Below are 12,057 nucleotides of genomic sequence, written 5' to 3'. Positions count from 1 at the left end.
TTGTGTTGACTGAGAGTCCGCTATCGCGAGCAAGCTCGCTCCCACAATTGGGATTGGAGTTGGCTTGTCGATTTGTGTTGTGGTTGACCCAAGGCTTCTGTGATGAAATGCGACCCCACCCTTTATCGCGCCGCGCCGCCATCACTCGCCGTGAAACCCCGCCTGATCCGCCATCTGTTCCTGCCGCCGCTGGTCATTGCGTTGATGATCGGCCTGGGTTACCTCGGCTTCTGGATCAGCGAGCACTACGGCGTACGTGGCCTCGCCGAGAATGGCGAGCGCCAGTTGGAACTGCACGCCCGTGCGGTCGAGAGCGAGATCAGCAAGTACACCTACCTGCCCAGCCTGCTGGAGCTTGAGTCGAGCGTCTCGCAACTGCTCGACGACCCGACGCCCGAGCATCGCAAGACCGTCAACGAATACCTCGAAGGCCTGAACCGCCGCAGTCGCAGCCGGGCCATCTACGTGATGGACACCACCGGCCGGGTGATGGCCACCAGCAACTGGCGTGATGTCGACAGTTACCTGGGCGAAGACCTGTCCTTCCGCGCCTACTTCCAGAACGCCGTGCGCGGCCAGCCGGGACGGTTCTATGGCATCGGCAGCACCAATGGCGAGCCCGGCTACTACCTCGCCCACGGCCTGGAACAACAGGGCAAGATCATCGGCGTCGCCGTGGTCAAGGTACGCCTCGAAGCCATGGAGGAGCGCTGGCAGCGGGCGCGGCTGGAGGCGTTCGTCAGTGATGAAAACGGCATCATCATCCTGTCCAGCGACCCGGCGCGACGGCTCAAGTCGGTGCGCCCCCTGAGCGACGAGACCAAGGAACGCCTGGCCCGCAGCCTGCAATATTATTGGTTCCCTTTGAACGAGCTGGTGCCCCTGGCCCGGGAACGCCTGGCCGAAGGCATGGAGAAGCTGACCTTCCCGGCCAACACCGAACTGGTGTCCGACGAGCGCGCCATCAGCTACTTGTCGCAAACCCGGCCCTTGAGTGATACCCCGTGGAATTTCACCCTGCTGACGCCCCTTGAAGACCTGCGTCGCCAGGCGATCAACCAAGGCATCCTGGTGGCCGTGGCCTTCGCCCTGGTGGCGTTCCTGCTGATCGCCTGGAACGAACGGCGCAAGGTCATCGCCACCCGCCTCGCCGCCCGGGAAGCCTTGCAGGAAGCCAACAACCAGCTCGAGCGTCGGATTACCGAACGCACCACCGACCTGCGTGCCAGCAACGAACGACTCAAGGGCCAGATCCGCGAGCGACGCCAGGCCGAAGAGACCTTGCGCCGGGCCCAGGACGAACTGGTCCAGGCCGGAAAACTGGCGGCCATCGGCCAGATGTCCACCAGTATTGCCCATGAACTCAACCAGCCGCTGGCGGCGTTGCGCACTTTGTCCGGCAACACCGTACGTTTCCTGGAGCGCGGCCAACTGGACATCGCCAGCACCAACCTCAAGACCATCAATGAATTGATCGACCGCATGGGCCGGATCACCGCCAGCCTGCGGGCCTTTGCCCGCCGCGGCGATGACCAGGGCCGAGCGAGCCTGGGCAAGGCCGTCGAAGCTGCCTTGCAACTGCTGGGCGGACGCCTGGAAAACCTGGACATCCAGATCCACAGCGGTTTCGATGACGTCCAATTGCAAATCGACCAGACCCGCCTGGAACAGATCCTGGTGAACCTGGTCGGCAATGCCCTGGACGCCATGCAGACGCAACCCGAGCCGAAACTGTGGCTCGAAGGCCAGGCCGCCGACGGTAAATATCGCTTGCGGGTGCGCGACAATGGCCACGGCATCGATCCTGAAGCCCGCAAGCATTTGTTCGAACCGTTCTTCACCACCAAGCCTGGCGAACAAGGCCTGGGCCTGGGCCTGACGCTCTCGGCGAGCCTGGCCGCCGCCGCGGGTGGGCACCTGGGCGTCGAGTACCCGCTCGAGCGTGGCACCACGTTTGTCCTCAACCTACCGTTGGTGAACCCTTCACCTGCCGAGCCGCTATGAACCACGACCTGAGCGTACTGATCGTCGAAGACGACCCCCACGTCCTGCTGGGCTGCCAGCAGGCCTTGAGCCTGGAAGACATTCCCTGCATCGGCGTCGGCAGCGCCGAAGAGGCGCTGGAGCGGGTCGACGATAACTTTGCCGGCATCGTCATCAGCGACATTCGCCTGCCGGGCATCGACGGCCTGGAACTGCTGACCCGCCTAAAGGCGCGGGACCGCAGCCTGCCGGTGGTGCTGATCACCGGCCATGGCGACATTTCCATGGCCGTGGGCGCCATGCAAAAAGGCGCCTATGACTTCATGGAGAAGCCCTTCTCTCCTGAACGCTTGGTGGATGTCGCCCGCCGCGCCCTGGAGCAGCGCAGCCTGGCCCGGGAAGTGTCATCGCTGCGGCGGCAACTGGCCGAACGCGATTCCCTGGAAGGCCGGATCATTGGTCGCTCGCCGGCCATGCAACACCTGCGAGCGCTGATCGCCAACGTCGCCGACACCTCGGCCAACGTGCTGATCGAAGGCGAAACCGGCACCGGCAAGGAACTGGTCGCCCGCTGCCTGCATGATTTCAGTCGGCGCCACGACAAGCAGTTCGTCGCACTGAACTGCGGCGGCCTGCCGGAGAACCTGTTCGAAAGCGAGATTTTCGGCCACGAGGCCAATGCCTTCACCGGTGCCGGCAAGCGCCGGATCGGCAAGATCGAGCACGCCGATGGCGGCACACTGTTCCTCGATGAAGTGGAGAGCATGCCCCTGCCCTTGCAGATCAAGTTGCTGCGCGTGTTGCAGGAACGCACCCTCGAACGCCTGGGTTCGAACCAGAGCGTGGCCGTGGATTGCCGGGTGATCGCCGCCACCAAGTCCGACCTGGACGAAATGGGCCGCTCCGGGCAGTTCCGCAGCGACCTGTATTACCGCCTCAACGTGGTGACCCTGGAGCTGCCACCCCTGCGCGAGCGGCGCGAAGACATCCTGCAACTGTTCGAGCATTTCCTCCAGCAGTCGTCCCTGCGCTTCGACCGCACGGTGCCGGAGCTGGACAACCAGACCCTGTCGAACCTGATGAGCCATGATTGGCCGGGCAACGTGCGCGAGCTGCGCAACGTCGCCGAGCGCTACGCCTTGGGCCTGCCGGCCTTCAAGCGCTCCGGCGCCAGCGGTGGCAGCCAGGGCCTGGCCTTCGCCGAAGCGGTGGAAGCCTTCGAACGCAACCTGCTGGTGGACGCCCTGCAACGCAGCGGTGGCAACCTGACCCAGGCCAGCCAGGAACTGGGCATGGCCAAGACCACGCTGTTCGACAAAGTCAAAAAATATGGCCTGAGCCACTGACCTGGGATGTGAACCTGTGGATCTGATTTTCAAGGCGGCGCTGGGTGCCGCCGTAGTGGTCATCCTGGCGATGCTCGCCAAGACCAGGAATTACTACATCGCCGGGTTGGTGCCGCTGTTCCCCACCTTCGCCCTGATCGCCCACTACATCGTCGGCAAGGGCCGCTCGGTGGACGACCTGAAGACCACCATCGTGTTTGGCATGTGGTCGATCATTCCGTACTTCGTCTATCTCGCAACGCTGTACGTGATGGTCGACCGCATGCGCCTCGAGGCCTCATTGGCCGTGGCAGCCGTCGCCTGGCTGATGGCGGCGACGGTGCTGGTCAGCGTCTGGGTGCGGCTTCACGGCTGATCCCTGTGATCAATAACCGACGGTAAACCGCTTTTGCGAAAACTGCGGCGTTTCCACTTCATCGATCATCGCGATGGCGTAATCGGCGAAGCTGATCCAACTGCGCCCGGTGTCATCAAACAGCAGGTGGTCCTTACCCACTCGGAACTGCCCGGTGCGCTCGGTTTCAACGAACTCCGCCGAAGGCGAGAGGAAGGTCCAGTCCAAGTCCTGTTCCTTGCGCAGCACATCCAGGAACACGGCACCGGCGCTGGCTTCGGCCAGGTATTCCTCAGGAAAACCGTCACTGTCGATCACCCGGCTGTTATCCGGCAGCAGCAACGAACCAGCCCCGCCGACCACCAGCAGGCGCTTGACCCCGGCGGCCTTCAGCGGTGCGATGATTTTATCGGCCGGCACGGTGGCAAAGTGCGCGGCACTGATCACCACGTCGTGGCCAGCGATGGCCGCAGTCAATGCCTCGCTGTCCAATACATCCAGCTGTTTGCTGACCACCCCGGCCCTTTCGCCGATTTTCGCGGTGTTGCGGGCAATGGCCGTCACGCTGTGACCACGGCGAAGGGCCTCTTCCAACAGCTGGCTACCCGCACGCCCGGTGGCGCCGATGATTGCGATTTTGCTCATGGTGTTCTCCGTTGATTACACAAGATGCTACTGAAGCAGTTGCTTGAATATTTCCAAGTGACATGAGCCTTTATGGCTTGAAATGAAGCCCTTGTGGCGAGGGAGCTTGCTCCCGCTCGGCTGCGCAGCAGTCGCAAAAATGCTCATGCGGTGTGCCAGTCACGACTCATTGGCTGGTATTGGGGCCGCTGCGCAGCCCAGCGGGAGCAAGCTCCCTCGCCACAAAGCGCATCAGCCCAGCCTCATCGCTGTCTCAATACCTCACCACTTCATCTCGCCTTTTGCCACCTTGGCACTCAGTTCCAGGGAACTGTCTTCACCCAAGTTCGGATAGCGTAGTTTCATGGCGGCGATCAGCGCGGCGGAATCCTTGGTCTTGGCGGTTTCTTCATCGAAGGCCTTGATGTAACCGGCAGTGAATGTCACCGGGGCCAGGGAACGGGCGCTTTCGCCCAGGTAATGGCCGGGAATGACCGTGGCCGGTTGCAGCTTTTCAATGTGATCCAGCGTCGCCAACCAATCCTTGTGAGACTTCGGCGTCTGGGTGTCGGCCATCCACACATGAATATTCTCGGCCACCACGACACCGCCAACCACCGCCTTGATCGATGGAATCCAGACGAAACTGCGGTCCGGTTGTGGACCATCGAGGCCGACGATCTGCAGGCGCTGGCCTTCCAGGGTCAGGCTGTCGCCCTTTAGCACCTGGGGCACGATGGCCTTGGTGGGTGCATCGGTCTTCAGGATCGGCCCCCAATATTTCAGCTTGCCGTCGAGGGTGTGCTTGATGTGTTCGACGGTCGGCGCCGACGCCAGCACCTTGGCCTCGGGGAACGCGGCGGTGAGGGTTTCCAAGCCAAAATAGTAGTCCGGATCGCCATGGCTGATGTAGATCGTGGTCAGCCGTTTGCCACTGGCGCGGATTTTCTCCACCACCTGCTCGGCCTGGGTCTTGCCAAACTGGGCGTCCACCAAAATCGCCTCCTTCTCACCACTGACCAACACCGACGTCACTGGAAAAATCGCCGCCGCACCAGGGTTGTAGACGTCGAGCGTCAAATCGGCGGCCCAGCCCTGGGCGGTGAAGGCCAGGGCGGCGGTGGCCAGCAGCAGGCGCTTGAGTGGGATAAATCCGGTCATGGTGTGCTCCGTTGTCCAAAAACCCGTCAGGGGAATGAGACTGAGCTTAGTTGCCTGACTCGTTACAAAAAATGCGATGCTGGGACATAGTTTGTTTCTGAAAGCGGGCAAATCATGGATCGTCTACAAGCAATGCGGGTGTTCGTCACGGTGGTCGACCTCGGTAGCCAGTCAGCGGCGGCCGAGCACCTGGACCTGTCGCGGCCGGTGGTGTCGCGCTACCTGGCAGAGCTGGAAGACTGGGTCGGTGCCCGGCTGATGCACCGCACCACGCGCAAACTGAGCCTGACCGCCGCCGGCACGGAGATCCTGCCGCGCTGCCGGCAGATGCTGGAGTTGTCCGGCGACATGCAAGCCGCCGTCGGCACCCCGGACGACGCGCCCCGGGGCATGTTGCGCATCAGTGCCAGCACTTCGTTCGGCCAGGCCCAACTGGCGAGCGCCATGGCCGAATACGTCAAGCGCTACCCAGGGGTGAGCGTCGACCTGCAGATGCTCGACCGCACCGTCAACCTGGTGGATGAACGCATCGACCTGGCGATCCGCATGAGCAATGACCTGGACCCGAACCTGATCGCACGCCGCCTTACCGTCTGCCGCTCGGTGATCTGCGCGTCGCCGCGGTATCTGCGTGAGCACTCGACACCGCTGCGCGTGGAAGACCTGAGCCGGCACAACTGCCTGACCCATTCCTACGTCGGCAAGAGCCTGTGGCATTTCGAGCAAGACGGCGAGCCGGTCGCGGTGCCGGTGCAAGGCAATATCAGCGCCAACGAAGCCAGCACCTTGCTCCAGGCCACGATAGCCGGCGCGGGCGTGGCGATGCTGCCCAGCTACCAGGCTGGCCCGCATATCCAGAGCGGTGAACTGGTGCGCCTGCTGGGCCACGCCGAACCGCGCCGGATGAACATGTACGCGGTGTACGCCTCACGCAAGCACATGCCGTCGGCGTTGCGCAGCCTGCTGGATTTTCTGGTGCTGAAGTTTCCTGAGACCCCTGAATGGGATGTGGGATTGTAGCGCCCCTCTGCGCAAGCCTTTGTGGGAGCCTTTGTGGGAGCGAGCTTGCTCGCGATAGCGGAGTGTCAGCCAACCTTTATTGACTGATACACCGCTATCGCGAGCAAGCTCGCTCCCACAGGGGATCTCGGTGCAGCCTCAAGGCTGCGTCGGGATTTCACCAACAGCCCGCCCCAAGGCATACTGGCCACCCTCCGCACTCCAGAACCCTAAACCGCCCCATGCGTATCCACGTCAGTTTCATCGACCGCGTCGGCATCACCCAGGAAGTCCTGGCCTTGCTCGGTGGGCGCAATCTCAATCTGGATGCCGTGGAGATGGTGCCGCCCAACGTCTACATCGACGCCCCGACCCTCAGCCCGCAAGTGCTCGACGAGTTGCGCGAGGCGCTGTTCAGCGTGCGCGGCGTGCAGGCCGTCACCGTGGTGGACATCCTGCCGGGCCAGCGTCGGCACTTGCAGCTCGATGCCTTGCTCGCCGCCATGACCGACCCGGTGCTGGCCCTGGACAGCGCCGGCAAGGTGTTGCTGGCCAACCCGGCGCTGATTGCCCTGTACGGGCGTGAACCGGCCGGGGAAAGCGTGGCCGAGCTGTTCGGTGACGAGGCATTGCTCGGCGCCCTGCTGGAGAACGGTTTCCGCTTGCCGCTGCGGGAAATCACCCTCAACGGCCAGACCTTGCTGCTGGACGCCACGCCTATCACCGATGCCGGCGCGCTGCTGACGTTGTATCAGCCCAACCGCATCGGCGAGCGCCTGTCGGCACTGCATCATGACCACGCCGAAGGTTTCGACGCGCTACTAGGCGAATCCCCGGCGATCCGCACCCTCAAGGCCCGGGCCCAGCGCGTCGCGGCCCTGGATGCACCGTTGCTGATCCAAGGCGAAACCGGCACCGGCAAGGAACTGGTGGCCCGGGCTTGCCACGCCATCAGCGCCCGTCACAGCGCACCGTTCCTGGCCCTGAACTGCGCCGCGCTGCCGGAGAACCTGGCCGAAAGCGAATTGTTCGGCTACGCCCCCGGCGCCTTCACCGGGGCACAACGGGGCGGCAAGCCAGGGCTGATGGAACTGGCGAACCAGGGCACGGTGTTCCTCGATGAAATCGGCGAGATGTCGCCGTACCTGCAAGCCAAGCTGCTGCGTTTCCTCAACGATGGCAGCTTCCGCCGGGTGGGCGGCGACCGGGAAATCAAGGTCAATGTGCGGATCCTCAGCGCCACCCACCGCAACCTGGAGAAAATGGTCAGCGAAGGCTCGTTCCGCGAAGACCTGTTTTATCGCCTGAACGTGCTCAACGTCGAAGTGCCGCCGCTGCGTGAGCGCGGCCAGGACATCCTGCTGCTGGCGCGTTATTTCATGCAGCAGGCCTGCGCGCAGATCCAGCGCCCGGTCTGCCGCCTCGCTCCCGGCACGTATCCGGCACTGTTGGGCAACCGCTGGCCGGGCAACGTGCGGCAATTGCAGAACGTGATCTTCCGCGCCGCCGCCATCTGCGAAAGCAGCCTGGTGGACATCGGCGACCTCGACATCGCCGGCACCTCGGTGGCGCGCCAGGGTGATGTGGAAGTCGAGAGCCTGGAACAGGCTGTGGAAAGCTTCGAGAAGCACCTGCTTGAAAGTTTGTATGCCAACTACCCGTCCACCCGCCAGTTGGCCAGCCGCCTGCAGACCTCCCATACCGCGATTGCCCATCGGTTGCGCAAGTACGGTATTTCCGGGAAGCCATAAACCCGCCGCAGTTCCCCTGTGGGAGCGAGCTTGCTCGCGATAGCGGTGTGTCAGTCACCCTATGGTTGACTGGGCTAGCGTCATCGCGAGCAAGCTCGCTCCCACAGGTGTCTTGTGTTGCATTCGAAAGTAGGGTCAAAAACGACCTCCACTGTACTGAAAGCGCTACAGCGGAACGATATCGCTACACGCCGCGCTAACCTGCATGGCGCAAGGCTTTGATCCCACAACGATTTTTTCCAGGCGTGCAGCTGTAGCGATTTCGCTACAGCCAAGTCAATCCACGTCTCGACATATCCACTCAACCCATTGATATATAAGCCATTAATGACATTGGCCGCATTCTTGCTATGGGTATAACCATTCGGCCGGGCCAAGCCCCGCGCCTTTCTTCGCGTCCACCAGACGAATCTGGCCCCAGGAGTTTCCATGAGCGAGTTGCGTTTCACTGAAGATCACGAATGGCTGCGCGCCGAAGTCGACGGCAGCGTCACCGTAGGCATCACCGCTTTCGCGCAGAACGCATTGGGCGACGTGGTTTTTGTGCAACTGCCTGAATTGCAGGCCTACGAAAAAGGCGCCGAAGCCTCCACCGTGGAATCGGTCAAGGCCGCCAGCGGCGTGTACATGCCCTTGGACGGTGAAGTGCTCGAAGTGAACGACAAACTCGACGCCAGCCCCGAACTGGTCAACGAAGATCCGCTGGGCGAAGGCTGGTTCTTCCGCTTTAAACCGACCGACGCCAGCGCAGTGGCTAAGCTGTTGGATCAAGATGCCTACGATCGCCTGATCAAAGCCAACGCCGAAGCCTGAGGAGCGCACCATGACCGTTAATCTCGGCACCGCCAACGAATTCATCGCCCGCCACATCGGCCCGCGTGCAGGCGACGAGCAAGCCATGCTCGAACGCCTGGGCTACGACTCCCTGGAAGCCTTGAGCGCCAGCGTCATCCCGGAAAGCATCAAGGGCACCAGCGTGCTGGACATGGGCGACGGCCAGAGCGAAGCCGATGCACTGGCCTCGATCAAGGCCATCGCCGGCAAGAACCAACTGTTCAAGACCTACATCGGCCAGGGCTACTACAACTGCCACACGCCGGCGCCGATCCTGCGCAACCTGCTGGAAAACCCGGCCTGGTACACCGCCTACACCCCGTACCAGCCAGAAATCTCCCAGGGCCGTCTCGAAGCGCTGCTGAACTTCCAGACCCTGATCAGCGACCTCACTGGTCTGCCGATCGCCAACGCCTCCTTGTTGGACGAAGCCACGGCCGCCGCCGAAGCCATGACCTTCTGCAAGCGTCTGAGCAAGAACAAGGGCAGCAATGCGTTCTTCGCCTCCGTGCACAGCCACCCGCAAACCCTCGACGTGCTTCGCACCCGTGCCGAGCCCCTGGGCATCGATGTGGTGGTGGGCGATGAGCGCGAACTGAGCGACGTCAGCGGCTTCTTTGGCGCGCTGTTGCAATACCCGGCCAGCAACGGCGACCTGTTCGACTACCGCGAACTGACCGAACGCTTCCACGCCGCCAACGCCCTGGTGGCCGTCGCCGCTGACCTGCTGGCCCTGACCCTGCTGACGCCTCCGGGCGAATTCGGCGCCGACGTCGCCATCGGCAGCGCCCAGCGCTTCGGCGTGCCGCTGGGTTTCGGCGGCCCGCACGCGGCTTATTTCTCCACCAAGGATGCGTTCAAGCGCGACATGCCGGGCCGCCTGGTCGGCGTTTCCGTGGACCGTTTCGGCAAGCCAGCCCTGCGCCTGGCGATGCAGACCCGCGAACAACACATCCGCCGCGAGAAAGCCACCAGCAACATCTGCACCGCCCAAGTACTGCTCGCCAACATCGCCAGCATGTACGCCGTGTACCACGGCCCCAAAGGCTTGGTGCAAATCGCCAACCGCATCCATCACCTGACTGCAATCCTTGCCAAGGGCCTGGGCGCGCTGGGCCTGAAGGTAGAGCAGGAAAGCTTCTTCGACACCCTGACCCTGCACACCGGCGCGCAAACCGCCGTCCTGCACGACAAGGCCCGTGCCCAGCGCATCAACCTGCGTGTGGTGGACGCGCAACGCCTGGGCCTGTCCCTGGACGAGACCACCAACCAGGCTGACATTGAAGCACTGTGGAACCTATTGGCCGACGGCAAGGCCCTGCCAGACTTCGCCGCACTGGCCGCCAACGTGCAAAGCCACATCCCGGCCGAGCTGGTGCGCCAATCGGCGATCCTCAGCCACCCGGTGTTCAACCGCTACCACTCCGAAACCGAGCTGATGCGTTACCTGCGCAAGCTCGCCGACAAGGACCTGGCCCTGGATCGCACCATGATCCCGCTGGGTTCCTGCACCATGAAACTCAACGCCGCCAGCGAAATGATCCCGGTGACCTGGGCCGAGTTCGGCGCCCTGCACCCGTTCGCCCCGGCCGAGCAAAGCGCCGGTTACCAGCAACTGACCGACGAGCTGGAGGCCATGCTCTGCGCCGCCACCGGCTATGACGCGGTGTCGCTGCAACCCAACGCCGGCTCCCAGGGTGAATACGCCGGCTTGCTGGCGATCCGCGCCTATCATCAGAGCCGTGGCGAAGACCGTCGCGACATCTGCCTGATCCCCTCCTCGGCCCACGGCACCAACCCGGCCACCGCCAACATGGCCGGCATGCGCGTGGTCGTGACCGCCTGCGATGCCCGTGGCAACGTCGACATCGAAGACCTGCGCGCCAAGGCCATCGAGCACCGCGAACACCTCGCCGCGCTGATGATCACCTACCCGTCCACCCACGGTGTGTTCGAAGAAGGCATCCGCGAAATCTGCGGCATCATTCATGACAACGGCGGCCAGGTGTATATCGACGGCGCCAACATGAACGCCATGGTCGGCCTCTGCGCCCCGGGCAAGTTCGGCGGCGACGTGTCGCACCTGAACCTGCACAAGACCTTCTGCATCCCTCACGGCGGTGGCGGCCCGGGCGTCGGCCCGATTGGCGTCAAGTCCCACCTGGCGCCGTTCCTGCCGGGCCATGCCAACATGGAACGCAAGGAAGGCGCGGTGTGCGCGGCGCCGTTCGGCAGCGCGAGCATCCTGCCCATCACCTGGATGTACATCCGCATGATGGGCGGCGCCGGCCTCAAGCGCGCCTCGCAACTGGCGATCCTCAATGCCAACTACATCGCCCGTCGCCTGGAAGAGCACTACCCGGTGCTCTACTCCGGCAGCAACGGTCTGGTGGCCCACGAATGCATCCTCGACCTGCGTCCGCTCAAGGACAGCAGCGGCATCAGCGTCGATGACGTGGCCAAGCGCCTGATCGACTTCGGTTTCCACGCCCCGACCATGTCGTTCCCGGTGGCCGGCACGTTGATGATCGAGCCGACCGAAAGCGAATCCAAGGAAGAGCTGGACCGCTTCTGCGACGCCATGATCTGCATCCGCGAAGAAATCCGCGCGGTGGAAAACGGCAGCCTGGACAAAGACGACAACCCGCTCAAGAACGCCCCGCACACCGCGGCGGAACTGGTCGGCGACTGGACTCACCCGTACAGCCGCGAACAGGCGGTGTACCCGGTGGCGTCGTTGATCGAAGGCAAGTACTGGCCGCCCGTGGGCCGGGTCGACAACGTGTTTGGCGACCGCAACCTGGTTTGCGCCTGTCCGTCGATCGAAAGCTACGCTTGATCTGTGAAGGGGCGGGGTTACTCGCCCCTATCAGACACACCGCATCCCTTGTGAAAGAATTTTCTCAAGGAAACCACAGTCCTTGTGGGAGCTAGATTGCTCGCGATAGCGGGTTGTCAGTCAGCACTCAGGTGACTGTCACACCGCAATCGCGAGCAAGCTCGCTCCCACAAGGGGAATGTGCCA

The 12,057-nt window shown here is 63.1% G+C and carries 9 protein-coding genes; 7 read left to right on the top strand and 2 right to left on the bottom strand.

The genetic code is table 11. The features are described 5' to 3' along the window. Positions 1-102 precede the first annotated feature (102 nt). From ACIPQ1_RS14010 to ACIPQ1_RS14000, 3 genes are read left to right on the top strand one after another with little or no spacing between them, the layout of a single operon-like run. A complete protein-coding gene (locus tag ACIPQ1_RS14010) occupies positions 103-2,004 on the top strand; it encodes a sensor histidine kinase (protein WP_446534322.1) in 1,902 nt (633 codons plus the stop codon). Further along, entirely contained in the window at positions 2,001-3,329 is a 1,329-nt protein-coding gene (locus tag ACIPQ1_RS14005) for a sigma-54-dependent transcriptional regulator (RefSeq protein WP_058546102.1), read from the top strand. Before ACIPQ1_RS14010 ends, ACIPQ1_RS14005 begins: the two co-directional genes overlap by 4 nt. A 25-nt stretch (positions 3,330-3,354) precedes the next feature. Further along, positions 3,355-3,684 (top strand): GlpM family protein, encoded by a 330-nt coding sequence (locus ACIPQ1_RS14000; RefSeq protein WP_187293334.1) that lies wholly within the window; start codon positions 3,355-3,357, stop codon positions 3,682-3,684. Positions 3,685-3,693: 9 nt separating this feature from the next. On the opposite strand, the gene ACIPQ1_RS13995 is transcribed toward ACIPQ1_RS14000, so the two are convergent. Next, positions 3,694-4,308 carry an NAD(P)-dependent oxidoreductase gene (locus ACIPQ1_RS13995; protein ID WP_411385463.1) on the bottom strand — a complete coding sequence of 205 codons (615 nt, stop codon included), beginning with the start codon at positions 4,306-4,308 and terminating at the stop codon, positions 3,694-3,696. A 261-nt stretch (positions 4,309-4,569) separates the two neighbouring features. Further along, on the bottom strand, positions 4,570-5,448 hold the full coding sequence (locus ACIPQ1_RS13990) for an MBL fold metallo-hydrolase (protein WP_446534321.1): 879 nt from the start codon (positions 5,446-5,448) through the stop codon (positions 4,570-4,572). Positions 5,449-5,562: 114 nt separating this feature from the next. On the opposite strand from ACIPQ1_RS13990, the gene ACIPQ1_RS13985 reads away from it, so the two are divergent. From ACIPQ1_RS13985 to gcvP, 4 genes are all read left to right on the top strand, one after another. Further along, the gene (locus ACIPQ1_RS13985) at positions 5,563-6,468 is read left to right on the top strand and encodes a LysR family transcriptional regulator (protein WP_186706338.1); all 906 of its coding nucleotides are present in this window, start codon (positions 5,563-5,565) and stop codon (positions 6,466-6,468) included. A 221-nt stretch (positions 6,469-6,689) separates the two neighbouring features. Further along, on the top strand, positions 6,690-8,198 hold the full coding sequence (locus ACIPQ1_RS13980) for a sigma-54-dependent transcriptional regulator (RefSeq protein WP_186706339.1): 1,509 nt from the start codon (positions 6,690-6,692) through the stop codon (positions 8,196-8,198). Positions 8,199-8,627: 429 nt separating this feature from the next. After that, positions 8,628-9,011, top strand: a complete 384-nt coding sequence (gcvH, locus tag ACIPQ1_RS13975; protein ID WP_411385465.1) for a glycine cleavage system protein GcvH — start codon at positions 8,628-8,630, stop codon at positions 9,009-9,011. Positions 9,012-9,021: 10 nt separating this feature from the next. Then, positions 9,022-11,871, top strand: a complete 2,850-nt coding sequence (gene gcvP, locus ACIPQ1_RS13970) for an aminomethyl-transferring glycine dehydrogenase (protein WP_446534320.1) — start codon at positions 9,022-9,024, stop codon at positions 11,869-11,871. Positions 11,872-12,057 lie beyond the last annotated feature (186 nt).

The sequence above is a fragment of the Pseudomonas sp. LARHCG127 genome (assembly GCF_052871455.1).
Note: the sequence above shows the minus strand (reverse complement) of the source record. Positions and strands in the feature narration are given on the sequence as shown.